Annotated in this window: 22 protein-coding genes; 17 read left to right on the top strand and 5 right to left on the bottom strand. The window is 69.9% G+C overall.

Features of this window, described 5'->3' with window-relative positions; translation table 11 throughout:
• Positions 1 to 334 precede the first annotated feature (334 nt).
• From ACQEVY_RS29045 to ACQEVY_RS29015, 7 genes are all read left to right on the top strand, one after another.
• Positions 335 to 4,933, top strand: coding sequence for an FHA domain-containing protein (locus ACQEVY_RS29045; RefSeq protein WP_432952323.1), 4,599 nt, complete (start codon positions 335 to 337; stop codon positions 4,931 to 4,933).
• Between the two features lie 394 nt (positions 4,934 to 5,327).
• A complete protein-coding gene (locus tag ACQEVY_RS29040) occupies positions 5,328 to 6,713 on the top strand; it encodes an ABC transporter substrate-binding protein (RefSeq protein ID WP_432952322.1) in 1,386 nt (461 codons plus the stop codon).
• Between the two features lie 27 nt (positions 6,714 to 6,740).
• Positions 6,741 to 8,081 (top strand): carbohydrate ABC transporter permease, encoded by a 1,341-nt coding sequence (locus tag ACQEVY_RS29035; RefSeq protein ID WP_432955452.1) that lies wholly within the window; start codon positions 6,741 to 6,743, stop codon positions 8,079 to 8,081.
• Between the two features lie 116 nt (positions 8,082 to 8,197).
• Positions 8,198 to 9,001 carry a carbohydrate ABC transporter permease gene (locus ACQEVY_RS29030; RefSeq protein ID WP_432955450.1) on the top strand — a complete coding sequence of 268 codons (804 nt, stop codon included), beginning with the start codon at positions 8,198 to 8,200 and terminating at the stop codon, positions 8,999 to 9,001.
• A 147-nt stretch (positions 9,002 to 9,148) separates the two neighbouring features.
• The gene (locus ACQEVY_RS29025) at positions 9,149 to 11,488 is read left to right on the top strand and encodes a bifunctional glycosyltransferase/CDP-glycerol:glycerophosphate glycerophosphotransferase (protein ID WP_432952321.1); all 2,340 of its coding nucleotides are present in this window, start codon (positions 9,149 to 9,151) and stop codon (positions 11,486 to 11,488) included.
• 60 nt (positions 11,489 to 11,548) lie between these two features.
• Entirely contained in the window at positions 11,549 to 12,493 is a 945-nt protein-coding gene (locus tag ACQEVY_RS29020) for a class I SAM-dependent methyltransferase (protein WP_432952320.1), read from the top strand.
• Between the two features lie 93 nt (positions 12,494 to 12,586).
• Positions 12,587 to 13,870 (top strand): hypothetical protein, encoded by a 1,284-nt coding sequence (locus ACQEVY_RS29015; RefSeq protein ID WP_432952319.1) that lies wholly within the window; start codon positions 12,587 to 12,589, stop codon positions 13,868 to 13,870.
• Between the two features lie 48 nt (positions 13,871 to 13,918).
• Here the strand turns inward: ACQEVY_RS29015 and ACQEVY_RS29010 are convergent, their stop codons facing one another.
• Positions 13,919 to 14,332 (bottom strand): organic hydroperoxide resistance protein, encoded by a 414-nt coding sequence (locus tag ACQEVY_RS29010; RefSeq protein WP_432952318.1) that lies wholly within the window; start codon positions 14,330 to 14,332, stop codon positions 13,919 to 13,921.
• Positions 14,333 to 14,480: 148 nt separating this feature from the next.
• Here ACQEVY_RS29010 and ACQEVY_RS29005 point away from each other — a divergent pair, with 148 nt between their 5' ends.
• The 5 genes from ACQEVY_RS29005 (at position 14,481) to ACQEVY_RS28985 (ending at position 19,751) form a co-directional block, all read left to right on the top strand.
• A complete protein-coding gene (locus ACQEVY_RS29005) occupies positions 14,481 to 14,963 on the top strand; it encodes a MarR family winged helix-turn-helix transcriptional regulator (RefSeq protein WP_432952317.1) in 483 nt (160 codons plus the stop codon).
• A gap of 181 nt (positions 14,964 to 15,144) precedes the next feature.
• On the top strand, positions 15,145 to 16,785 hold the full coding sequence (locus ACQEVY_RS29000; protein ID WP_432952316.1) for a glycosyltransferase: 1,641 nt from the start codon (positions 15,145 to 15,147) through the stop codon (positions 16,783 to 16,785).
• 73 nt (positions 16,786 to 16,858) lie between these two features.
• Positions 16,859 to 17,839: a UDP-glucose 4-epimerase GalE gene (galE, locus tag ACQEVY_RS28995; protein ID WP_432952315.1), complete on the top strand. Its 981-nt coding sequence runs from the start codon at positions 16,859 to 16,861 to the stop codon at positions 17,837 to 17,839.
• Between the two features lie 103 nt (positions 17,840 to 17,942).
• Entirely contained in the window at positions 17,943 to 18,797 is an 855-nt protein-coding gene (locus ACQEVY_RS28990; RefSeq protein ID WP_432952314.1) for an NAD(P)H-binding protein, read from the top strand.
• A gap of 216 nt (positions 18,798 to 19,013) precedes the next feature.
• A complete protein-coding gene (locus ACQEVY_RS28985; RefSeq protein ID WP_432952313.1) occupies positions 19,014 to 19,751 on the top strand; it encodes a hypothetical protein in 738 nt (245 codons plus the stop codon).
• A gap of 86 nt (positions 19,752 to 19,837) precedes the next feature.
• Here ACQEVY_RS28985 and ACQEVY_RS28980 read toward each other — a convergent pair whose 3' ends face one another.
• Positions 19,838 to 20,326, bottom strand: a complete 489-nt coding sequence (locus ACQEVY_RS28980; RefSeq protein ID WP_432952312.1) for a hypothetical protein — start codon at positions 20,324 to 20,326, stop codon at positions 19,838 to 19,840.
• A 222-nt stretch (positions 20,327 to 20,548) separates the two neighbouring features.
• On the opposite strand from ACQEVY_RS28980, the gene ACQEVY_RS28975 reads away from it, so the two are divergent.
• Together ACQEVY_RS28975 and ACQEVY_RS28970 are read left to right on the top strand one after the other, a co-directional pair.
• On the top strand, positions 20,549 to 21,109 hold the full coding sequence (locus ACQEVY_RS28975) for a GNAT family N-acetyltransferase (protein WP_432952311.1): 561 nt from the start codon (positions 20,549 to 20,551) through the stop codon (positions 21,107 to 21,109).
• Positions 21,110 to 21,119: 10 nt separating this feature from the next.
• Positions 21,120 to 21,902: a phosphotransferase enzyme family protein gene (locus ACQEVY_RS28970; RefSeq protein WP_432952310.1), complete on the top strand. Its 783-nt coding sequence runs from the start codon at positions 21,120 to 21,122 to the stop codon at positions 21,900 to 21,902.
• Positions 21,903 to 22,017: 115 nt separating this feature from the next.
• Here ACQEVY_RS28970 and ACQEVY_RS28965 read toward each other — a convergent pair whose 3' ends face one another.
• From ACQEVY_RS28965 to ACQEVY_RS28955, 3 genes are all read right to left on the bottom strand, one after another.
• Entirely contained in the window at positions 22,018 to 22,299 is a 282-nt protein-coding gene (locus ACQEVY_RS28965; protein WP_432952309.1) for a hypothetical protein, read from the bottom strand.
• Complete coding sequence (locus ACQEVY_RS28960; protein ID WP_432952308.1) at positions 22,296 to 22,652, bottom strand: hypothetical protein; 357 nt, start codon at positions 22,650 to 22,652, stop codon at positions 22,296 to 22,298. Before ACQEVY_RS28960 ends, ACQEVY_RS28965 begins: the two co-directional genes overlap by 4 nt.
• Before the next feature lie 92 nt (positions 22,653 to 22,744).
• Complete coding sequence (locus tag ACQEVY_RS28955; protein WP_432952307.1) at positions 22,745 to 23,170, bottom strand: ATP-binding protein; 426 nt, start codon at positions 23,168 to 23,170, stop codon at positions 22,745 to 22,747.
• Between the two features lie 300 nt (positions 23,171 to 23,470).
• Between ACQEVY_RS28955 and ACQEVY_RS28950 the strand changes: the two genes are divergently transcribed.
• Genes ACQEVY_RS28950 through ACQEVY_RS28940 form a run of 3 tightly spaced genes read left to right on the top strand, consistent with a single transcriptional unit; the run spans position 23,471 to position 25,217 of the window.
• Positions 23,471 to 24,322: a Scr1 family TA system antitoxin-like transcriptional regulator gene (locus tag ACQEVY_RS28950; protein ID WP_432952306.1), complete on the top strand. Its 852-nt coding sequence runs from the start codon at positions 23,471 to 23,473 to the stop codon at positions 24,320 to 24,322.
• A gap of 11 nt (positions 24,323 to 24,333) precedes the next feature.
• Positions 24,334 to 24,534: a DUF397 domain-containing protein gene (locus ACQEVY_RS28945; protein ID WP_432952305.1), complete on the top strand. Its 201-nt coding sequence runs from the start codon at positions 24,334 to 24,336 to the stop codon at positions 24,532 to 24,534.
• Positions 24,531 to 25,217 carry an ADP-ribosylglycohydrolase family protein gene (locus tag ACQEVY_RS28940; RefSeq protein ID WP_432952304.1) on the top strand — a complete coding sequence of 229 codons (687 nt, stop codon included), beginning with the start codon at positions 24,531 to 24,533 and terminating at the stop codon, positions 25,215 to 25,217. The genes ACQEVY_RS28945 and ACQEVY_RS28940 overlap by 4 nt, the downstream gene beginning before the upstream one ends.
• Positions 25,218 to 25,240: the final 23 nt, after the last annotated feature.

Genomic DNA, 25,240 nt, shown 5'->3' with positions numbered 1-25,240 from the left:
CTGAACTGGCACCGGGTTGTCGTCATCCTGTCGATGCCGTCCTGTGGATTACGTGGGGCGATCCCTTCCGTTTCAGGCAAAGACGCTCACTCCTGGGCGGTTGGTTGCCGGATCTTGGCATGATCGATCTCAAGGGGGCATTGGTCAGGCACTTTTGCGGGCAGAGCCGAGCAATCAAGATCACTTGTTCGTGGGATGCGGGCGCATTGTCAGTGGCAGGTGCGAGGATGCTTCCCGTACTGGCCGACGTGCCCGGTGTGGTGGGGGGAGCTGCGGTGGGGATCGCAGCGGAGCCTCGTCGCGGGCGCCCGCGCAGAAGGGACCGCTGACGGCGATGCAGATCCGGCTGACCGTCGTAGACCCGCTGGGGACGCGCCCCGAGGGGCGTGCCGTGTCCTGCGACGTGCTGGTGACGGCGCCCGCCGGGACCGCGCTCGCAGCGGTGTCCTCCGGACTCGCCTCGGCGGTGGGGGGCGAGGGTCCCGGTGTGCTGTACGCGGGAGCGGAGCGGCTGGACGCGCAGCGCTGCACGCTGGGTGAGCCGCCGCTGATCGACGGGGCGGTGCTGTGCCTCGGCGCTCCGGCGGAGCCCGGCCCCGAGGTCGACGCGGCCGAGGCCCGGCTCCATGTCGTCGCCGGTCCGGACGCGGGCGGCGTCCATCTGCTGCACGGCGGCCGTATCGACATCGGCCGCTCCGCCGACGCGGACGTACCCCTGGACGACCCGGACGTCTCCCGCCTGCACTGCGCCGTCACAGTCGCGGCGGACGGCCGGGTGTCGGTCGCGGACCTCGGCTCCACGAACGGCACAACACTGGACGGCACGCGCGTGGGCGAGCGCCCGGTGCGCTTGGCCCCGGGGGCGCTGCTGCGGGTGGGCGAGTCGGCGTTGCGGCTGGCCCGGGCCGGGGATGCGGAGGCGGTACGGGAGACGGTGCCGGACGGGGAGGGGCATGTACGGGTGCTGGGGGCGCCCGAGGAGCCGCCGCGGCCCAGGGCCGCAGGAACCGTGCCGCACGCGCGCGTGGGGGACGATTCCGGCGCCGGCGATTCCGTCGCCTTAAAGGAGGGCGACACGCACCATGGCTTCGGTACGGCCGGGTGGGGAGCCGCGGAGGACAGCTCCTCCAGGGCGCAGGGGCACGGCTCTGTGGAACCGCCGGTCGCGACCGGTCAGGGCGCGGGGGCGGCACCGGAGGCCGAGAACACCGGGACGGCCGAGGGAACCGGGAGGCCCGGGAGCACCCGGAAGGACACACCGACGAGGGGTACGGCTGTGCCGCCGCGCGGGGCGCGTAAACGCGGCGGGCTCTCGGCATGGGCCCGGCGCCTGGCGGGCGGCCGGGGCGAACAGTCCGGGACATCGGCGTACGAGGAGAGCGCGTACGAGGACGAGTCGGCGCCGCCGCCCGAGCCCGTCGCGGAGGGCGTCCGGGAGCCGGAGCGGTGGCCCGACCCCGCGGCACTGCTCCTGACCGCGCTCGGACCGGGACCCCGGCTGTGGGAGCGCGACCCTGAGCACCCCGAGACGCTCGCGGTGCGGCTCGGTACGGCGGACCGGAGCGCGCCGGACGGTTCTGGCCTGCTGCCCGCGGTGCCGGTGACCACCGGCTTGCGGGAGGTCGGCGCGCTGGGCATCGCCGGGCCGCGTCCCCGCCTCTCCGGGCTCGCACGCGCGGTGGTGGCCCAGCTCGCCGCACTGCACTCCCCCGACACACTGGAGATCGTCCTCCTCAGCGCAGACCGCTCGCGCCCCCTTGAGGACCGCATCACCGAGTGGTCCTGGCTCGGCTGGCTCCCCCACATCCGCCCCGCCCACGGCCAGGACTGCCACCTCCTCATGGCCTACGACCGCGAACAGACCACCTCCCGCACGGAGGAACTCCTCCGCCGCCTGGACGACCACACGACGGATACCGACCGCGGGACAGCACGTCGGCCCTCGTACGCGGTGACCGCGGCTGCGCAGGGGGCTCAGGCCCGCATCACCGCCGCCGCTCCGGATACGACCGGCGCGGTTCCGGCTGCGCGGGGGGCGGGCGACGGCGGCGCGGGGGGCGGGTATGGCGGCTCTAGACCGTCCGCCGATGGCGCCAACGCGGGTCGCCCGTCGGGCGATCAAGGCGCTAGCGGGCGCGCCTACAACGACGCTGCCGCCGACCGGCCCCGGTCGACCGCGGACAGCGCGCACCCAGGTCACCCATCGGGCAACCACGCCAGTGGCGAGCGAGGCTTCCGCGACGGCGCGGGCCGACGTCCCGACCCGTCCGCTGACGGCGCCAACGCGGCCCACCCATCGGGCAGTCAGGGCGCCGACGGGCGCGCCTACAACGACGCTGCCACCGACCGCCCCAGGTCGACCACGGACAACGCCCGCTCAGGCCACCCATCGGGCAACCATGCCGGTAGCGAGCGCGGCTTGGGCGACGGCGCAACCAGCCGCCCTGGGGCAACGGATGCAAGCGCCCACGCGGGTCGCCGGTCGAACGATCCGACCGGCGTCACCCGCGGCGACGGCGCCGGCGGCCGCACCAGCCCGTCCGCCGACGGCTCCTACACCGGCCGCCCATCGGGCAACCACGCCGGTGGCGAGCGCGGTTCCGGCAACGGCACGGGCGCTCGCCCCAGGACGACCGCGGAGGTGGCCCACCCCGATCACCGGCCGGACGTCCGAAGCGGTGCTGGGCGCGACGACACGAGCCATCGCCCCATTCCATCCGCCGAAGGCGCCCACCCAGGAGACCGGTCGGACGACCACGGCTCCGCCTCCGGCTACGGCGGCGGAGCCGCCGAGCGCGCCTCCGATCCGGCCCAGCGCGCCGGCGGCGAGCGCAGCCACGGTTACGACGACGCCCTGGGCCACCGCCCCAAACCGTCCGCCGAAGGCGCCCCTCCGGGACACCAGTCGGGCAACCATGGCAGTGCTGCCCCCGGGATGCCCCTCGACCCGACCACCGCCCCGAACCGACGCGGCGGTGACGAGCCCTACCCCGTCGATGCTGCAGGCGACCACCCCAGGCCAACCCCCGTCGGCGCTCACCCAGGGCACACCCCAAACGACCTCACCGCCCCCGGCAACCCCAACCCCAGCAACGCGCCCGCCGACCCGGCCTCCACACCCGGCCCCAGGCCCCCCGTTCCCACCCGCGACCGCGACGCCACCCACCTGGGAATCCACTTCGGCGGCGGACAAGCCGACGGCACCCCCCGAGGCCGAGCCCGCGACCGTCGCCCCTCCTGGGCCCAGGACGACGAAGGCGGCGACGGCGTCTGGCCCGGGCCGTTCACCGTCGTCGTTGTGGACGGTGACCCAGGGCCCGCTGCCGTGCGGGAAGCCGTGTCGCGGTTGGCTGTTGAGGGGCCTCGGGTGGGGATCCATGTGGTGTGCCTTGCCGAGACGGCGGCCGCTTCGCCCGCCTCGCCGGTGACGGAGACCTACGAGGCGGCCTGTGCGGCTTCTTCCGTGTTCCGGGACTGTGGAGCCGTTGCTCTGCTCAGCGGGGACGTGGCCACGGCGTTGCGGCTGATGCGGGTCGCGCCGGGCGCGCCTGAAGGCGCCGCGCGGACCCAGGCCGCGGAGCTCCCGCGCGGGCCCGTCGGGCATGGCACCGTGGCCGCCGTCGACGCGGTGTCCATGGCCTGGGCCGAGCGGTTCGCACGGGCGCTCGCCCCGCTGCGTACGGACGCCGTCCCCGGCGAGCGGCACGCGCGCGTGTCCGCGCCCTTGCCCCAAGCGGCGCGGCTACTCGATGAGTTGGGGCTGGCCCGGGCCACCCCAGCGTCCCTGATGGCCCGTTGGGCGGACGCCGCCGACGACACGGAGGCGCTCGGCGGTCGCGCGGTGGCCGTGCTCGGCGCCGGGCCACGCGGGCCCGCGAGCGTGGACCTCGCCCAGGAGGGCCCGCATCTGCTGATCGAGGGGCCCTCGGGCAGCGGGCGTACGGAGCTGCTGCGCTCCGTCGCCGCCTCGCTCGCCGCCGCGGAGCGGCCCGACCGGCTGGGCATCGTGCTCATCGACGGATGGGACAGCACCGGTGCCGGCGCCGCCTCGCGCGGTGACGGTCTGCGGGTCTGCACCGATCTGCCCCATGTCACCACGCATCTCGCGGCCCACGACCCGGTCCGTATGCGGGAGTTCGCGCAATCCCTCACCGCCGAGCTGAAGCGGCGGGCCGAACTCCTCGGCCGCCTCGACTTCGCCGAGTGGCACGCCCGGCAGCGGCTCCAGGGCCGCATCGTGGGCCAGCGCTCGGCAAGCACCACAGCGTCCCCCGGAACCGCACCCCCCGGAGCCACAACGCGCTCAGGAGCCCAGACCACCCCAGGCGCCGGCGCCGCAGACCTGGACGCGCCCCCGAGTTCCACCCTCCGCCTGCGCCCCGCCGCGGAGCGGCAGCGGGCGGCGGCGGACGCGGGCCCTCCGCTCCCCCGGCTGGCCGTGATCGTCGACGACCTCGACGCGCTCCTGTCGCCCGCGCTGGGCTCCCCGGGACGCCCGGCCGCCGGTTCCGTCGTACGGGCCCTGGAAGCCGTCGCGCGAAGCGGTCACCGTCTCGGGGTGCATCTGGTGGCGGCCACCGCGGGCGGTCCCCGTAGCGACGAGACGGAGCTGGCCCGGCAGGCGGCCCTGCGTATCGCCCTCGAAGCCCCCTCGTCCGGACCGGAGGATCCCGCCCCGGGACGGGGACGCCTCACCGGCCCCCGCGGCCGGTCGACCCCCTTCCAAGGGGGCCGCGTCACGGGCCGTATCCCCCGTACGTCAACGCTGCGCCCCACGGTCGTCCCCCTCGAGTGGGACCGAATGGGCGACCCGCCCGCCCGCCGCCCCGTACGCGAATTGGGCAACGGCCCGACGGACCTGGCCCTCCTCGCCAGCGCCCTGGAGAGAGCCGCCCGCTCCGTGTCGGCCACGGAGGTGCCCTCGCTGCTCTGACGCAGCGCTGAGCAGCTCCTGAGCTGTTCTGAGGCCCTAAAGTCGCCCTCAAAGCCCCTCTGAAGTCGCCCTCCAAGCCACTGCAGAGGTCGCTCTCGAGCCACCTCCGCAGTCGCCCTCCAGGCCGCCCTCAAAGCCGCTCCGAGGACGCCCCAAAGTCAGCTCCAAGCCCGCAATTCTGTACAGCCCTCAACCACCTAACGACTCCTTACAACCGCACACGACTCACCACAAGACTTCATTCGACTCCATCCCGCATGAGCGCACGTCACGACGCGATTACGATCACGCACTTGACACCGCAGGCGCTCTTGCCGACGCCAAGCAGGCAGGCGTACACCAAGAGCGCACGGGACAGCAGCGCTCGGACGTTCGACGGAGAACGGGGCAAGTCATGCGCAGCACTCTTCGTACACGCAGGCCGATCAGGAAAGGCAGGGCCACAAAGGCCGCAGCCGCCGTCGTCGCGGGGGCGATGGCGCTCGCCCTCACCGCATGTGGCGGCGACGGCAAAGACGACTCAGGAAGCGAAGGCGGCGAGAAGGAAAAAGCGGCCTCCGTGAAGCTCCCCAAGCTCGACGGCCAGAAGCTCGAGGTCGCGGCCGTCTGGACCGGCCCGGAGCAGGAGAACTTCACCAAGGTCCTGGAAGAGTTCGAGAAGCGGACGGGCGCCGACGTCAGCTTCGTACCGACCGGCAACAACACCTCCACCTTCCTGGGCACGAGGATCCAGGGCGGCAAGCCGCCGAACGTGGCATTCCTGCCGCAGGTCGGCGTGCTCCACCAGTTCGCCGACAAGGGCTGGGTCAAGCCGCTGGGCGCCGAGGCGCAGGCGGAGCTCGACAAGAACTTCTCGGCGGGCTGGAAGGACCTGGGCGCGTACAAGGACAAGCAGTACGGCGTCTATGCGAAGGCCGCCAACAAGTCCCTGGTCTGGTACAACACCGCCGCGTTCGAGGCGGCCGGGATCACCGAGGAGCCGAAGACCTGGGACGAGTTCGTCCAGACGGCGCAGACTCTGTCGGACGCGGGTTCGCCCGCGGTGTCCGTCGCCGGGCAGGACGGCTGGACCCTCACCGACTGGTTCGAGAACGTCTATCTCTCGCAGGCCGGACCGGAGAAGTACGACCAGCTCGCCCAGCACAAGATCAAGTGGACGGATCCCTCCGTGAAGGAGGCCCTGACCACGCTGGCCGAACTGTGGGGCAAGGACGAGTTGATCGCGGGCGGCCGGGACGGCGCGCTGCGCACGGAGTTCCCGAAGTCGGTGACGAACACCTTCTCCGGTGACACCCCGGCGGCGATGGTCTTCGAGGCCGACTTCGTCGCGGCGAACATCAACGCCGACACGGACGCCAAGATCGGTACCGACGCCAAGGTCTTCCCGTTCCCGGCGGTCGGCAGCGAGTCGCCGGTAGTCAGCGGCGGTGACGTGGCCGTGGCCCTGAAGGACGACAAGGCCTCGCAGGCCCTGCTGACCTTCCTCGCGTCGACCGACGCGGCCGAGATCTGGGCCGCACAGGGCGGCTTCGTCTCCCCCAACAAGGAGATGGATCTCGAGACATACAAGGACGATGTGACCAAGGACATCGCCGAGGCGCTGCTCGCCGCGGGCGACGACTTCCGCTTCGACATGTCCGACCAGGCTCCCGCCGCGTTCGGCGGCACCCAGGGCCAGGGCGAGTGGAAGGCGCTGCAGGACTTCCTGAAGGACCCGTCGAAGGTGGAGGAGATTCAGCAGCAGCTTGAGACGGCCGCCACCAAGGCGTACGAGGGCTGACGGCAGCCTATGTCGTCCCAGGTGGCGATGGCGGGGGGCTCCACGGGTCCGGTGCCCCCTGCCCGGAAGCGCAAGAGCGTGATGGGCACCCGGCCGTGGGTGGCGGGACTGTTCCTGCTGCCCGCGCTGGTGCTGCTCGGCGCGCTCGTGGTCTACCCGATCGGGTACTCGGTCTGGCGAAGTTTCTACGACGCCGACGGCTCGTCCTTCGTCGGCATGCAGAACTACGGCGACATCTTCACGGACGACGCCACGTTCACCGCCGTCAAGAACACCGCGATCTGGGTCGCGGTCGCCCCCGCCCTGGTCACCGGGCTCGGGCTGATCTTCGCCGTGCTGATGGAGCGGGTGCGCTGGTCGACGGCGTTCAAGCTGGTCATCTTCATGCCGATGGCGATCTCCATGCTCGCGGCGGGCATCATCTTCCGGCTCGTCTACGAGGCGGATCCCGACCAGGGCGTGGCCAACGCCGTGGTCGTGGGGGTGCACGACACCTTCGCCGAATCGTCCGTCTATCCCAACGCGCGCCCGTCGCCGGAGGGTGAACTCGGACTCAAGGCCTCCGGAGGCGGCGCCTTCACGACCACGGACACGGTCAGAGCGGGAGCTCCGGCCCTGCTCCCGCTGGTCGGCATCGCCCCGAACAAGCTGCCCGGCGCTCCCGTGGACGCCAAGCCCGCCGAGTCCGCGGGCGACGAGGTGTCCGGCACGGTCTGGCTGGACTTCAGGCTGGGCGGCGGCGGCCAGAAGGGCGAGATCAACGCCCGCGAGAAGGGCCTCTCGGGCATGAAGGTCGAAGCGGTCAAGGACGGCGAGGTCGTGGCGTCCGCGAAGGCCGCCGACGACGGTTCGTTCCGGCTGCCCGCGGAGGCGGACGGTGCCCAACTCCGGCTGCCCGCCTCGAACTTCTCGGCGCCCTACAACGGCGTCGACTGGCTCGGCCCGAGCCTGGTCACTCCGGCCATCATCGGGGCGTACGCCTGGATGTGGGCCGGTTTCGCGATGGTGCTCATCGCGGCGGGCCTCGCGGGAGTGGACCGCAACCTCCTGGAGGCGGCCCGGGTCGACGGGGCCAACGAGTGGCAGGTGTTCCGCAGGGTCACGGTGCCCCTGCTCATGCCGGTCCTCGTGGTCGTCCTGATCACGTTGATGATCAACGTGATGAAGATCTTCGACCTCATCTTCATCATCGCGCCACAGCCCACCCAGGACGAGGCCAATGTGCTGGCCCTCCAGCTCTACAACGCGGCGTTCACCGGGAGCGGCGACCTCGGCCTCGGCAGCGCGATCGGCATCGTCCTGCTGCTGCTGGTCCTGCCGGTGATGATCGTCAACATCCGCCGACTGCGAAGGGAGCGCCGACGGTGACCGCACCCTCCGTACCCGTGAAAGAACCGAAGGAACCACTGCCGGCGGACGTACCGGACCGGCCCGCCGAGCGTTCGCTCGTCTCCCGGCTCGCGAGCGGCGCGGCCGGCGGCGTGATGCGGATCTTCCTGATCCTGATCGCGCTGATCTGGGTGACGCCGACGGTCGGTCTGCTCGCCTCGTCGTTCCGCGATCCGACGGACATCGCCGAGTCGGGCTGGTGGACCGTCTTCAGCAAACCGGCCCAGCTCACCACCGAGAGCTATTCGACCCTGCTCGGCAAGGAGGAGATCACCGACTCCCTGCTCAACACGATCTGGATCACCGTTCCGGCCACCGCCCTGGTGATCGTCATCGGGGCCATGGCCGCGTACGCGTTCGCCTGGATGGACTTCAAGGGCCGCGACTGGTGGTTCCTGGTCGTGGTGGCGCTGCTCGTGGTGCCGGTGCAGGTCGCCCTGATCCCGCTGTCCTCCCTGTTCGGCGACCTCGGGATCTACGGCAGCATCCTCGGCGTCGTCCTCTTCCATGTGGGCTTCGGCCTGCCGTTCGCGATCTTCCTGTTGCGGAACTTCTTCGCGGAGATCCCCCGTGAACTCCTCGAGGCGGCACGGCTGGACGGCGCGGGCGAGATGCGGCTGTTCGCCACCGTGATCCTGCCGCTGGGCGCACCCGCCATCGCGTCCCTCGGCATCTTCCAGTTCCTGTGGGTGTGGAACGACATGCTGGTGGCACTGGTCTTCTCGGGCGCCGACTCGAAGCCGCTGACGGTCGCGCTGACCGAGCAGACCCGGCAGTTCTCCGGCAACATCGAGACGCTCGCGCCCGGCGCGTTCATCTCGATGGTGATTCCGCTGGCGGTGTTCTTCGCATTCCAGCGGCAGTTCGTGTCCGGTGTGATGGCGGGCGCGGTGAAGTAGCGCTTCCGGACGATCTGTTGAGGGGCGGCCGGTACCCGGCCGCCCCTCATCTCATTCCCGACGTCCCCCATATGCCACATCTGGCGTAACCACGTCACCCCTTCGGCCGTTTCCGGGCAGTCTGCCGCGCCGACCCATGGATGTGACGTGCCCCGGTTCAGTGTCATCGTCCCCGCGTACAAGGTGCAGGCCTACCTGCACGCCTGCCTGGCCTCCGTCCTCGAACAGTCCTATCCGGACCTCGAGTTGATCGCCGTCGACGACTGCTCGCCGGACGCCTGCGGCTCGATCATCGACGAGTTCGCCGCCCGCGACCCACGCGTACGGCCCGTTCACCTCGACGAACACAAGGGCCGCGGTCAGGCCCGTAACGCCGGTCTGGAGCGCGCGAAGGGCGACTACCTGGTCTTCCTGGACGGCTCCGACACCCTCACCCCGCACGCGCTGCACGCGATCGCCGACCGGCTGAAGGAGACCGAAGACCCGGACGTCCTGGTCTACGACTTCGCGCGCACCTTCTGGACGGGCGAAACCGTACGCAACGTCCAGGCGGCGCAGCTCACCGAGCGGGGCCCGGCACCGTTCCGGCTCGACGACCGGCCAGGACTGCTCAAGGTACTCATGGTGGTGGGCAACAAGGCGTACCGCCGGGAGTTCATCGAGCGGGAGGGCTTCACGTTCCCTCCCGGCCACTACGAGGACACCCCCTGGACGTACTCAGTTCTGATGGCCTCCGAGACCATCGCGACGCTCGACCGCGTCTGTGTCCACTACCGCCAACGACGCCAAGGGAGCACAACCGGAACACCCCGCACGACCGGCACCACAGGCACCACCGGCTCCACCGGCCGGGGCCACTTCGACATCTTCGACCAGTACGACCGTGTCTTCGCCCATCTCGACGCCCACCCGGAGCTGGCGCACTGGCGTCCCGTCCTATTCCGCCGCATGGTCGACCACCTCTCGGCCGTGTTCCTCGGACGCGACCGCCTGCCGCGCCGCTCCCGCCCCGAGTTCCTGCGCAGGGCCCGCGCCCACTACGCCCGTTACCGCGTGCCGGGCGCCCGCCTCCCCGCCCGCAACTGGCTGCGACACGTACTCATCCGCCTGGGCAGCCACCGCACGTATCGCACGCTGTGGGCGGCGGCGCAGCTGAAGAGACAGGTGTCGGAAGGCGTCACGGCGGCATTCCACGCCGTACGGGCCATGGCGCTGCGGCTGCACTACCGCGTCCAGCTCCGGCTGCCCGTACGGGCCGACCACGCCGTGTTCTCCAACGGCGACGGACGCGGTTACGGCTGCAACCCGGCGGCGCTCGAGGACGCGTTCCGTACGTACGCCCCCGGCATCCGCACCGCGTGGATCGCGACGCCCGAGCACCACCACACCGTCCCGACCGCGACCCGCAGGCTGACCCCGGACACGGCCGCGTACTGGACGGCGCTCGCCCGCTCCAAGTACCTCGTCAGCAACGTCGACTTCGACCGCAGACTGGTCAAGCGACCGGGTCAGATCCTGGTCCAGACGCAGACGGGCACCCCCCTCAAGCGCATGGGCCTGGATCTCCAGGACCGCCCGGCGGCGGCCCGTGGCACGGACTTCGCCGAGCTGCTGCGCGGCGTCGACCAGTGGGACTACTGCCTGTCCGGCAACCGCCACACCACGCTCGTCTGGGAGCGCGTCTTCCCCTCCGGCTATACGACGCTCGAGTACGGCCAGCCCCGCAACGACGTGTTCCAGCGGGCGACTTCGGCGGACGTGGCCCGGCTGCGCGAGACGCTCGGCATCCCGGAAGGCTCGGTCGCGATCCTGTACGCGCCGACCCACCGCGACTACCGCCGCTCCCAGCCCAGCATGCTCGACCTGGAGCGCATCCTGCGCCAACTCGGCCCGCGCTTCGTGCTGTTGACCCGCGCCCATCCCTCGTACGGGCAGCCGCTGGCCCGCAGCGGCGGCCGGCTGATCGATGTGTCGGGGCATCCGAGCGTCGAGTCCCTGTGCCTGGCCTCGGACGCGCTGATCACCGACTTCTCCTCCCTGATGTTCGACTACGCGAATCTCGACCGGCCGATCGTGATCCACGCGAACGACTGGGCGGCGTACGAGGCGGCCCGTGGCACCTACTTCGATCTGCGCAAGTTCCCGCCGGGAGTCGTCGCGCGCAGCGAGGACGAACTGATCGACATCTTCGCGACCGGCCACTGGCGCGGTTCGCGCTCCGCGCAGCTGAGGGCCGCGTTCCGGGAGCGCTTCTGCCCGTACGACGACGGGCGGGCCGCCGAACGTGTCGTACGCCGGGTGGTGCTCGGCGAGACCGCCGGGCTGCCCGCCGTGGTGCCGCTCGACGAGCGCCATCCGGTGCCGTCGATGGAAGATGGCATTCCGTGGGTGCTCGATTCCACCCGAACCGGGGATTATCCGGCCGCCTCACCACTGGCAACTGTTTCGACATCCGGAGTTTCCGTTCCCGTCGTTGACACCCCCTGAAGCCCTCCGATCCCATCCCTGAACACAGAGAATCCATAGACCCCGCTGTACGGAGTACACATGACCTCCAGCACCACCGAGCTGCCCCGTCCCAGGACCCTGTCGGACGTCAAGGGCTGGTTCCGTGCCGTCGATCAGCAACTGTTCGACTGGTTCCTGTCCCGGCAGCTCGACAGCCAGCAGACCGGCAATCTGCTGGAGCTCGGCGCCTACATGGGAAAGAGCGCCATCTTCATGGGCTCTTACCTGCGTGACGAGGACAAGTTCACGGTGTGCGACCTCTTCGACTCCCCCGCCGAGGACGCGGCCAACAGCAAGGAGATGAACAAGTCCTACTCGACGCTGACCCGGCGGGCCTTCGAGGCCAACTACCTCGCGTTCCACGAGGAGTTGCCCGAGATCATCCAGGCGCCGAGCCAGGTGGTCGCCGACCGTGTCGAGGACAAGAGTTGCCGCTTCGCGCACATCGACGCCTCGCACCTGTACGAGCACGTGAACGCGGATATCGCGGCGGTGCGCGACATCCTGCTGCCCGACGGCGTGGTCGTGCTCGACGACTTCCGCGCCGAGCACTGCCCGGGCGTCGCCGCGGCCACCTGGGGCGCGATTCCCACCTTCGACCTGCGCCCCATTTGCATCACCGGCACCAAGTTCTACGGCACCTGGGGCGACCCCGAGCCGCTGCGCGACGCGCTGCTGGAGTGGCTGGCGGGCCGCGACGACATGTGGCACGAGGTGCAGCAGGTCGCCGGGTACGGGCTGATCCGTATAACCGGTAACAAGGCGACCGAGCCGAAGCAGCCGGTGTCCAAGTACGCGGGCGAAAAGCCGAAGCCGGCCGCCGAGGCCCCCAAGCCCACGCCCGCCCCGAAGCCCGCCTCCGCCACCACGCGGCCCGCCACGGTCAGCGCCGCCAAGCGTCGCCCGAGCGCGGCCAGGCGGCTCGCCAAGGACCTGCTGCCGCCGATCGTCACGAGGGCGATCGTCAAGGCACGCAAGGGCTGAAACCTCTCGGTGGGGCGGGCTGCGGCTCGCCCCACCGTTGTGTGCGGTGGCGGCGGGCTCACCTCAGCAACACCACGTCACTGAAAGAGCCGTATGCCCCGCTTCAAGGCGCGTACCTGGGTGATCGTTCTCGCCGCCGTCTTCGCGCTGCTCCAGCTCGCCAACGACACCGGCCGGGACACTCCCGACACCAGGAACTACCTCTCGTACGCCCTGAGTCTGCGCGGTGACAGCAAGCGCGAGGCCGCTGCCGCCACCATCGACTACGTCTGCGCGAGCCGGCACGCCGAGGCGCGCCGCGAACGGAGCGTCGACGTGGTGCGCTTCCACTCCCCCGGCCCGGTCGGGCGGATCCCCGAGGAGTGCCGGCGCGAGCTGTGGCCGGAGGTGGAACGGCGGCTGCGGAACGGGGAGACGACCGCGCACACGGTGCCGTTCAACTCCCCCCGCTTCATGCGGATCTTCGAGGCGCGGCCCGGATATCCCGCGCTGCTGATGCCCTTCGTCACGGTGTTCGGCGTGACCTGGGGCATCTGGCTGACGAGCGTGTTCGTAGCCGCGGCCGGAGGCGTCCTCGTCTTCCTGATCCTGCGCACCCTGCGCGCCCCGCCCGCCGTGGCCCTCACCGGGCAGGCCCTGTACTACGCCCTGCCGGTCGGCACGACCGCGATGCGCCCCATGACCGAGGGGCTCCAACTGGCCCTGACCTTGGCGGTCTTGTGGGGCTGCGCACTAGCGCTGGACGGCCGAACGCGCGCCGGCGCCACCATGATCGGCGGCTCGCTGCTGCTGCTCTTCACGGTGAAGCACTCGCAGGCGATGTTCCTCGGGCTGTGCTTGGTGGCGGCGTGCGCGGTGATCGCCGTACGGAGGAAGCGAGTTGACCAAGCGCTGCGGGTGATCGCCGTGGTGGCGGGCTGTGCGGCGGTCGGGACCGTGACGGCCGCAGGGCTGCTGAACTACCCCTCCACGAACGAGAGTCTCCAGGACCTGCTCGCCGATCACTTCACGCGACCCGACCGCGCCGAACCCTGGCCGGAGTTCTGGCAACTCGAGTTCAACTTCTGGGCGGAGTGGCTGCGTCGGCAGTTCTTGCAGCCCCTGTTCCTCGTGGCGCTGGCCGCCGGGGCGTGGGGTGTACTGCGGCAACGTCCGGCCTTCGCGGCGTTCCTGATCGCGGCGGCCTTCAGCGGCGTCATCAACCAGGCGGGGCACCCGGACATCACCATCGGCGACCGGCTGATCGTGGTGGCGTGGGTGCTGCCGGTGATCGGGCTGCCGCTGCTGCTGGAGCGGGCGGTTTCGACGATCCCGGCGCTTGAAATGCCGGACGCCCGGCCCGCGTTGGGTGCGGACCGGGCAACAAGCAGGGTTTGACCGGGGGTTACTCGACCGCCCGATTACTCGCCTGCCCGATTAATCGACTTACTCGACGACGAGCTCGACCGGGATGTTGCCGCGGGTGGCGTTGGAGTACGGGCAGACCTGGTGGGCCTGCTCGATCAGCTTGCGGCCGGTCTCGGCGTCCACGGAGTCGGGCAGTTCCACGCGCAGCGTGACCGCGAGGCCGAAGCCCTCGCCCTGCTTGCCGATGCCGACCTCGGCGGTCACCGCGGCCTCGCTGACGTCGACCTTCGCGTTCCGGCCGACCAGGCCGAGGGCGCTGGCAAAGCAGGCGGAGTAGCCCGCGGCGAACAGCTGCTCCGGGTTGGTGCCCTGACCGCTGCCGCCCATCTCCTTCGGGATGCCCAGCTCGAGGTCGAGGCGGCCGTCGTTGGTGAAGGCGCGGCCTTCACGGCCGTGGGTGGCGGTGGCGACAGCGGTGTAGAGCGCGTCCATGGGAGACATCCCTCTCGTCATATGGATCAGAAGCAAGATCGGTCGTGGTGGCGGGCAGGGCCTCTGGGTTGCTCGCCTCACGACCACAAGTAGAGCACACAATTCAGTTGTGCACAATCCAATGGCGTACTCGGGTTATCCTGAAGGCATGACCACTCCGACTCCGACGACCGAGACCCCGACCCCCGAGGACTTCCTCCGTCTCGACCAGCAGATCTGCTTCTCGCTGAACGCCGCCTCGCGCGCCTTCGGCGGCGTGTACCGGGTCGCCCTGAAGGATCTGGGGCTCACGTACCCCCAGTACCTGGTCATGCTCGTGCTGTGGGAGCACGGCGAGCTGCCCGTGAAGAAGCTGGGCGAGCATCTGCGGCTCGACTCCGGAACGCTGTCGCCGCTGCTCAAACGCCTGGAGGCGACCGGTCTCGTACGGCGTGAGCGCAGCGCCCGCGACGAGCGGTCGGTGGTCGTCGGGCTCACGGACGAGGGCGGTGCGCTGCGCGAGAAGGCGCTCGCGGTACCGCGCCGGATCGCCGCCGCGACGAGCTTCGACCTGGACGAGATCCGCGACCTGCGGGCCCGGCTCGACAAGCTCACGGCGGCGCTGGACTCGGCGGAGCTGGAGAGCGACTGACCACTGAGACGCTGCTTCTGAGAGCCGAGACGCAGCTTCTGAGGGCTGAGACGCCGCTTGCGAGGGAGCTTGCGCTCACTGCTGCCCTCTCTCCCCACGGGACAACAAGCACCTCATAACGGAGAATGAGGCGCAAAGCTTCCATTTCTTCCCGTTCGTCCCCGTGGAATCCAGGCACACCATGCGAGCCACGCACCCTCCCCCGTCGCAGGTCTCCGTCATAGTCATCGGCTACGACGACGCCGCCCTTGTGACGGACGCGGTGCGCTCCGCTCTCGTGCAGGGCCCGGCTGTCCGCGAGGTGATAGCCGTCGACGACTGCTCGACGGATGGCAGCCCGGACCTCCTCGACCGGCTCGCGCGCGGCGAACCGCGCCTGAAGGTCGTACGCCGCAAGGTCAACAGCGGCGGCTGCGGCAGCCCCCGCAACGACGGGATCGACGCCGCGACGGCCCCGTACGTGATGTTCCTGGACAGCGACGACGTACTGCCGCCCGGCGCGGTGGACGCGCTGCTCTCCGCCGCCGTCGGTCACGGTACGGAGGTGGCGGCCGGCCTGTGTATCCGCCGCGAGCTGCCGTCCGGACGCGAGATCCCCTGGCGCCCCGAGCTGTACGCGCGTCCCGTCCTCGTCCCCCACCCCTCGCTCCGCACCCGCCTGGTCCACGACACGCTCTGCGTCAACAAGCTGTACCGCACCGGCTTCCTGCGCGAGCACGGCATCCGCTTCCCCGAAGGCCGCTTCCCGTACGAGGACTTCGTGTTCACCGCGCGCGTACTCGCCGCCGGTCCGCGTATCGCGCTGGTCCCCGACCCGGTGTACGTCTGGCAGGTGCGCCGGTCCGCCGAGCGGCTGTCGATCTCGCTGGACCGCGCGGACATGGACAACTGGCGGGCCAGGCTCACGGCCCACGGCATGGCGTACGACACTCTCCTCGGCGCCGGTGAGAAGCGGCTCGCCAGGGCGGCGCGCGCCGCGTTCCTGGACCACAGCCTGCGGATGTACGCGCGCGAGCTGGGGCTGCGCGACTCCGGGTACCGGCGCGAGTGGTGGGCGCTCACGCGCGCGTACCTCGCGGCATTCGACGCGGGTGACTTCGCGGCGGCCCCCGCGCCCGGGCGGGTCGTCGCGCAGGTCGTCCTGGCCTCCGAGGAGCCGCGCGACCTGGACCGCATCAGAGAGCTCGCGTCACGTCCGGCCCGGCTGACGCCGCCGTACGCGCGGGCCGCGGACGGTACGCCGGTGTGGTCCGCCGACTTGCCCCAAGTGGCCTTGGAACACCTGCTGTTCCGGCCTGTACGGCTCCTCCCTGTGGCCGTCGACGCGGAACTGCGGCCACGCGCGCGTGCCACGCGGCTTCGGCTGCGTCTGCATGAGCTGTATGGGCGGATGGGGGAGGCGGGGCCGGAGGGGGTGGAGGTCGAGTTCGTACATCGGGAGGAGGGGCGGGTGGGGCTCGCGGTCAGGGCGGCGCTTGTGCCGGGCGATGGCGCGGACGACTCCGGGGCGAACTCTGGCTTCGGCCCCTCGGTCGGCTGCTGGTGGGCCGAGGTGCCGGTCGACCTCTCCGCGCTCGGCTCGGGCACGTGGGACCTGCGGCTGCGGCTGAGGTTCCGGGACGGTTCGGCCCGCTACACCTCCGCGCACGCAGTCGCCGGGGCTGGGCTGCTGCGTCGTACGGCGGTGTTGAGCGGGCGGCACGGTGTGCTGCTGGTCCAGCCGTACGCGACCCATTCGGGCTCGCTGGCGTTGCGGCTCGCGTCCGGTCGGCGGGGAGTGGCCGCCGTACTGCGGCGACGGCTGAGGCGGCTGCTTCACTGATTGCTCTGATGCAAGACGAGGCCCAGTGACCGACGATGGTCCTACTGACCGACAGACGAGGGGACGGCCGTACATGACCTGGCTGATCACCGGCGGCGCCGGCTACATCGGGGCGCACGTCGTCCGCGCGATGACCGAGGCGGGCGAACAGGCAGTGGTGTACGACGACTTGTCCACCGGGATCGCCGAGCGCGTCCCCGACGGGGTGCCGGTGATCGTCGGCTCGACCCTGGACGCGGATCGCGTGTCCCGCGCACTCACGGACCACGCCGTCACCGGTGTCGTCCACCTGGCGGCGAAGAAGCAGGTCGGCGAGTCGGTCGAGCTGCCGCTGCACTACTACCGCGAGAACGTCGAGGGCCTGCGGGTACTGCTGCAGGCGGTGACGACCGCAGCGGTCCCCTCCTTCGTCTTCTCGTCCTCGGCGGCGGTGTACGGCATGCCGGACGTCGACCTGGTGACGGAGGAGACGCCCTGCGTGCCCATGAGCCCGTACGGCGAGACGAAACTGGCGGGCGAGTGGCTGACCCGCGCCACGGGCCGCGCACACGGCCTCTCGACGGCCTGCCTGCGCTACTTCAACGTGGCGGGCGCGGCGACCCCGGAGCTGGCCGACATCGGCGTCTTCAACATCGTCCCGATGGTCTTCGAAAAGCTGACGGAGGACGCGCCACCCCGGATCTTCGGCGACGACTATCCAACGCCGGACGGCACATGCGTACGCGACTACATCCACGTGGTCGACCTGGCCGAGGCCCACGTAGCAGCAGCCCGCCGCCTGTCCACGTCCCCCGGCACAGACCTGACCCTCAACATCGGCCGCGGGGAAGGCGTTTCGGTCCGCGAAATGATCGACCGCATCAACGACCTCACGGGCTATGACCTGCCCCCGGTCGTCACCCCTCGCCGCCCGGGGGACCCGCCCCGCGTCGTGGCCTCGGCCGCCCGCATCGCCGACGAGCTGGGCTGGAAGGCAAGGTACGACGTGACCGACATGATCACGTCGGCTTGGGAGGGGTGGGTGCGCTTGCATCCGGAGGCACGGCGAGGCTAGATCAGCGCGCACTGTCAGGGTTATGGGCCCTTACGGACCGCGCGCCGGTACTTGTTAGCCTCGATCGTGGCCCCTAGCCCGACGATCCGGTGGACTGTGGATCATGACAGCGACAGCGCCAACAACATTGGTCCTCGCGGGGACAGGCAAGACCGGACGCCGCGTCGTGTCCGGACTCGAAGCGCGTGACGTGCCAGTACGGGTGGGCTCACGGCGCGCCGATCCGCCCTTCGACTGGCAGGACGACACCACGTGGGAACCCGCGCTACGAGGCATGGAAGCGGCCTATGTGGCCTTCTACCCCGACGCGGCGTTCCCCGGCGCGGCCAGGACCGTGGGTTCCTTCGCAAACCTTGCAGTGGCCCGCGGCGTCCGGCGCCTCGTCCTGCTGGCCGACCGCGGTGCCGACGAGGCCGAGCGGTGCGAACAGGCGGTACGGGACTCGGGTGCGGAGTGGACCATCGTACGGGCGGGCTTCATCACGCAGAACTTCAGCGAGGCCTTCCTCGTAGAACTGGTCCGGTCCGGTCTGGTCGCCCTTCCGGCCGGCGACGTCGCGGAACCGTTCACGGACGCGGAGGACATCGCGGAAGTCGCCGTCGCGGCCCTGACCGAGAACGGCCACGCCGGCCGCATCCACGACGTGACCGGCCCACGACTGCTCACCTTCGCCGACGCCATCGCCGAGATAGCGAGCGCGACCCACAGGGACATCCGCTATCTACCGGTCACACCCGACCAGTTCATATCATCCCTGACCGAACGAGGCGTGCCGCCCGAGTACGCAACGCAACTGGCCAACCTGATGACCGAGGTCTTCGACGGCCGCAGGGCCCAGGTGACCGACACCGTAGAGCGCGTTCTCGGCCGCCCGCCCCGCGACTTCGCGGACTATGCCCAGGAGACAGCCACAACTGGTGTCTGGGACGGCCATGCTGCGCCCTCTGGCGAAGCCTGACGCGCTCGGCAAGTCAGAGCACGGCTGAGCCGATCGACGCGAACCGACCCTGAATCCGGCTGAGTTCGATGCCTCTCGGTCGGCCTGGCGATAGGGTCCACACGTGCGTTGATCTTCCGGGCGGCGGCCAAGTGTCGCCGCGGACGGTGCAGGGCGCCCCCGACAGCGGGGCCGCCCCGGCAGGCATACCCGTCACCATCCCACCGGAGATCACACGTGACTGCTCAACAGCCCCTCACTTACGACGCGTTCGTCGAACTCGCCCGCGCCGATTCCGCCGTCGTCGGCATCGTCCTCAAGGGTTCCAAGGCCCACGAGGGCATGACCACCAAGCACTCCGACCACGACCTGTACGTCATCCTCGCCGATGACGCGGCCACGGATCTCACCCGGTTCACAGGCCACCGCACCCCCGAACTCGACCTCGTCATCGTCTCCCTCGCCGAGTTCCGCGCAGCCGGAATGCCCGGCTTCGAGCGCTACGCCCTCGCCCGCGCCCAGGTGGTACTCGACCGGCTCGACGGAAGCATCGCCCAACTCCTGACCGACAAGGCACGTCTCGACACCGATGAAGCCTTCCGGGACTCCCGTGAGTGGCTCGACGCCTATGCCAACTCCCACTACCGCTCCGTCAAAAACGACCGCGACGGCCATTCACTCGCCGCCCACCTGGACGCCGCCGACAGCATTCGCTTCCTGCTGGAGCTGCTCTTCGCTCTCGACCGTCGCCCCCGCCCCTACAACAAGTACCTGGAGTGGGAACTCGCCCGATACCCGCTGCCCGGCTGGGACACCGACATGCTGCTCGGTGCTGTCGCCCACATCTCGGGAACAGGCGACGTGCCCCTGCAACGGCACCTCTTCGCCCGTGTCGAGGCAGCAGCCCGGCGGGCCGGACACGGCGCGGTGCTGGATGCATGGGGCGAGGACCTCGACTTGATGCGGCCGCAGTAGAGGGATGCGGCGGAGGGCGGACTGCGTCCGCTCCAGCACCGTGCTCACAGCAGCCCCGACAAGATCGTCCTACTCATGGACCCGTCTCACCGAGGTGTGACGGATTCCCCGGCCGCCCGTCGCTGGCCGGGCCACATGTCGTCATACGCTGCGTCGAAGAACTGCACCTGCGGCCCGCGCAGCGCAGACACCTCGGCTATCGCACCCCGGGCTGCCTCACCGAGGCGGGCTGCATAACGATAGGCGGCACCCCTCAGTGGCTCACTTCTGGCAGCCAGGTCGATCTCCGCATGAGCCAGCCATAGATCATCGACTAGTTGGTCGAGAACGGGATCGGCCAAACTGTCGCCACTGCCTGAGCGCGCGAACGCCGCCTTCTCCACCTGCGACGCAATGGCTAGGAATTTCAAGACGGCATTCTTGAGCTCCGCGCGGTGCTCGGCCGCTTCCTGCACTTCGACCTGCCGGGTGCTTGCTCGCGAGACGAGATACTGGCCAAACAGCGATCCGCCCGCGCCAAGCACAACACCTGCCAGAGACAACAGCGCCGGCCCCAACGTTCCCCAAGATCCCATAGCTGGAGTCTCTCAACATCGGTTCGCTGCCGTGCGAAGGCGGAGCTTTTCCCGTACCTGTGACCAGCAAGGAGCCTCCAGCGGCCGTTCGGTGGGGAGATAGCGTCCCGTCGGGTGGTGCAGGCCGTGAAGATCTGCGCAGCAGGGCTGGCGTTGGCGAGCACCGTATGGGTTCGCCATAACCGATCGACGCCCTGATCGTGATGGCGTTAGCTGGTCGGCATGCCAGAGCTGCGTACCGATCGTCTCCAGCTCCGCCGGTGGCGGGAGTCCGACCTCGAGCCGTGGGCGGCGATGAACGCCGATCCCGAAGTCCGAGAGCACCTGGGTGAACTGCTGACGCGGGAGCAAAGCGACGCCGCGGTGGCACTCATGCAGGCCGAGTTCGACGAGCGAGGCTTTGGGTGGTGGGCGCTCGAAGCTCGGGAGACCGGTGAGTTCATCGGCCGCGTCGGCTTGGACGAGGTGGACGAGGAGATGCCGTTCGCGGGGGTGGATATCGGGTGGCGGTTGAGGCGTTCGGCGTGGGGGCACGGTTACGCCACCGAGGCTGCCCTGGCGTGCCTGGCCTTCGGCTTCGAGACCCTCGGGCTGCCGGAGATCGTTGCATCGACGACCGCCAATAACCTTCGTTCCCAGGCAGTGATGCGCCGGATCGGCATGACACGGGACCCGGCTGACGACTTCGAGGACCCGAGCGTGCCCGAAGGGCCGCTTCGCCGCTGTGTGCTGTATCGGGCCCCCGCAGAGAAGCCCACGGGCTACACCACGAGGGCTGGCTAGCGTGAACCAAGTGTCGAGCGAGGAAGTGATGCAGGACGGTGCCCACCGCCGGGTGGTTCGGATCGGTGACACTGTCCGCAGGCCGGTCCAGCAGTGGACGCCCACCGTCCACGCATTGCTGCGACACCTGGAGAAGGTTGGCTTCGCCTACGCGCCCCAACCGCTGGGAATCGACGGCGAAGGTCGTGAGGTCCTTACGTACATCGAGGGTGACTCCGGCTCGATGGGTTGGGCCAAGGTCGTGGACGACCAGGACCTGGGCAACTTTGCCCGACTGCTGCGCGAGTACCACGATGCCTGCGAGGGCTTTTCACCTCCACCGGGTGCGAACTGGTCCACGGATGCAGGCGGCAGAGATGCAGGCAGCTCCGACGACGAGGTCGTCTGCCATGGAGACTTCGGCCCCTGGAACGTGGTCTGGCGGGGTAACCAGCCAGTGGGAATCATCGATTGGGACTTCGCTCGCCCGGCACCACGCCTGCGTGACGTGGCATACGCGCTCGAGTACGTCGCCCCGTTCCGCGACGACGCCGAGTGCCTGCGCTGGCTGCACTACCCGGCGCCACCCGACCGCCGTCTGAGGCTGGAGCACTTCTGCAGCGCGTACGGCCTCGACTCGACCGCGGGGATCGTCGACGCCGTCATTGCCAGACAGCAGGACAACGCCGACCTCGTGCGCCGACTGGCCGAGCAGGGGCACGAGCCCCAGGCCACCTGGGCCGCCGACGGGTTCCTGGCCGCACTTGACCGCAAGATCGGCTGGAGCAAGACGCACCGACAACTGCTCGAGTAGCCGATTCACCCGACGCCGACCGCACTTCTCGCTGCCCTGTCCAGCCGTTCATCGGCCTAGACCGACAGGCGTCACCCCGACCCCGGGCCGACATCCGCCTGACCTCGGCCTGGACTCAACCAAGCCAGGTCACCCGCTGGATGTACACCCGCTTGCGGTAGTCGATGATCTGGTACCACACCATGAGCGGACCCATGGCGATCACGCGCAGGCCTTGCGGGTTCGTCACGCTCGCTCCGTCGCCCGGATCCTGGCCCAGTGAGGCGAGTACGACGAGTTCTCTCGCGACTTCCTCGGCGGCTGCGCGTCCTTCGGCCGGCAATTCGCCGACCACCCAGTCCGGGTCCGCGCCGTACTCCCAGGCCCATCCAGGGTCCTGGGGCTCCTGGTCGTTCAAGCCTCGATCTCCCGCTCGGCCTCGCGCAGAATCCTGTTGATCTCCGCCATGGCGACGCGGAACGCGGCTTCGTCGACTGTTTCGTCCTGAGAGACCCGCTCAGCCTCGTGCAGACGAGCCGCTCGTGACGGATCCCTTTCGATCGCCACGAAGACGCCCCAGCGTTTCAGGAAGAGCTGAAGCGGGGCCGTACTCCCGGTCTGGCTGGCTTGGTCGAACGCCCGCCCGGCTTCCAGGTCGAACTGGGGCAGATCCACGAGGCTCACCCGCTTCACCGCCTCACGCAACGCGTCCCTGGTCAGGGGCGGCATCGGGATGATCGGCCCATCGTGATGCACCGGCTGTGCGCTCATCCCTCGATCCCTTCTCGCCGCCCGCTGGTCAGGCCCAGTGTGCTCGTGGTCGTCACGTGCCAGGGTATCCGCGTATGACCACGTCCGGCCCATCATCGGCCGAGGCCGGATGGGCCCGGCGCCCCGAGTTCGAACCAGACGCCCTTCCCTCCCAGGGGAGGGTCGACGGAGTGTGCAGCGTCGGGTTCTGTGCCCCATCTCCCCTCGGTGAGTGCGTCCACGAGCCAGATGCCGCGCCCGCTCTCGCCGTGGCAGCTCTCTCTCAGTACGGGCGGCTGCAGGTCTCCGTCGTAGACGGTGACACGGACCGGAGCGAGCGGTTCACCGACGGCCAGCCGTAACACAGCGGCGGTCCCCTTGGCGTGTACGCAGGCGTTGGTGACGAGTTCGGAGGTGCAGAGGGCTGCGTCGTCGACGAGGTCGCCGAGTTGCTGCGAGCGCAGGACAGAGGCGACGAAGTCGCGGGCGACGCGAGGGGTGGTGTCCAGGGAGGGGCAGAAGAGTGTGTATTCGGGCATGGAGGATCAACTCCGTTGCAGGGATGAGGAAATGGCAGGAGGAGAGGAGAGGAGTAGGCGCCGGTTGGTGTCATTGCCCGTGGGGTCGACTTCGCACGGGTGCGCTTCCAACTGGCCTTGGGCATGGGCGAGTTGAGCAGCCGAACGCTGATGCAACGCAGCGTGTCGGCTTCGGCACTGAAGGTAGGGGACAACCTATAGCCGGAGCAACCTATAGCCACGAATTGGTGACGGCTCTCGTGCCCGTGCCATGCTGGCGCGCGGCAAACTTGTCAGCGGAGCGACCAGGAAGAAGGGACGATGCCGCCAAGGAGCAATCCCACGGCCCGACAAGAGCGCCTGGGTGCCGAACTCCGCAAGATGCGCGAACACGCGGGGATCTCCGCACGCGCCGCTGCCGCGCTGCTCGGGTCGAATCCCATGCACCAGAGTCACGTCGAGACCGGACGCAGCGGCATCAGCGAAGACAGGCTCCGGCGCCTCGCCGCCCACTGCGCGTGCGATGACACCGCGTACGTCGACGCCTTGGTAGCCATGGCTGCCGAGCGCGGAAAGGGCTGGTGGGAGGAGTACCGAGGCATCGTCGCCCCTTCGGGACTGAACCTGGCCGAGCTGGAACAGCACGCCGAGGGTGTCCGGACCTTCCAAATGGCGCACGTACCCGGTCTGTTCCAGACCGAGGATCACATGCGGGCCATGTTCCGTTACGTGTCTCCGGACTGGCCGCAGGAAGACCTGGACGCACACGTCGCGTTCCGCTCTCGACGGCAGCAGATCATCACCGGGGAACATGCCACACCGTACGAGGCGGTCATCCACGAAGCTGCCCTGCGCATCCTCGTGGGCGGCCGCAAGACGACCCGCGCCCAGCTTGAACGCATCCTGGAGCTATCGGACCTGGACAACGTGACCGTTCGCGTCCTGCCCTTCTCCACCGAGGATTTCGCCGGAGCTGGGCACTCCATGCTGTACGTGCACGGCCCGGTGCCTCAGCTCGACACCGTCCAACTGGACACCGCGCACGGCGGCGAGTTCCTCGACAGCGAGCCGCGGCTCAAGCAATACCGGAAGCGCTACGACAGGGTCGTATCCACTGCCCTCGAACCAGGTCCCTCCCGGGACTTCATCACCCAGATCGTCCAGGAACTCTGAAAGGCGCCCCCTTGTCCACTCCTCTCACCTGGCAGAAGTCGTCGTTCTCGGGCGGCGGTTCGGGCGAGGACTGCGTCGAACTCGCCACCGCCGACGACACTGCGATACGCCTCCGCGAAAGCGAACGCCCAACAACCTTCCTCACCACGGCCCCCGCCCCCCTGCGCGCCCTCCTCTCCACCCTCAAGGCCGGCCGCCTCGCCCCACGATGACGCCGATCGACCGCACGTCACGTGCCATCGGAGCCGTCCTCGGCTCCGCCGTCGGAGACGCCCTGGGCGCGCCCTTCGAGTTCGGGCCCGAGGTGGCGTTCTCCGCGCGATTTCCCAAGCCCGGTGGCGGCGGTGAGATGTGCGGAGGAGGCGGCTGGGACCCCGGCGAAGCGACCGACGACACCCAGATGGCCGTGCTCGTCGGGGAGTCGCTCCTGGAGTGTGGTGGGCTCGAACTGGCCGACATCTTCCGGCGGTTCCAGCGGTGGGCGGTGTCCGAGCGGGTGGCTCTGGCCGGGGGCGACCCGCTCGATGCGCTGCCGGGCGCCCTGGATCTCGTACACCCGGATCATCGGGCGCGGTACGCGGTCGTCCTAGCGCCGGACTGGCATCCCGACCAGGCCACCGAGTTCAACGGGGCTGTGTGGCCGTGTCTCGGGTCCGCCGTGTGGGCGCTGCGTACCACCGGTTCGTACGAAGGTGCCGTGCGGGCCGCCGTCGATCTGGGCGGGGACACCGACACCGTGGCGGCGGTCACGGGTGGGCTCGCGGGGGCGGTGTACGGGGCGGACGCCGTCCCGTCGCGGTGGACCGAGCCGTTGCATGTGCCGCTGCCGGGGTTCGACGGGCGGGTGCTGCGGGCGGCGGAGCTGGTGGGGCTGGCGGAGCGGCTGGCTCGGTAGCCGCGGACGCGGAAACGCGGCAA

The sequence above is a fragment of the Streptomyces sp. CA-288835 genome (assembly GCF_050936385.1).
In the GTDB taxonomy this organism is placed as follows: Bacteria; Actinomycetota; Actinomycetes; order Streptomycetales; family Streptomycetaceae; genus Streptomyces.
This window is presented reverse-complemented; position numbering and strand designations above follow the sequence as displayed.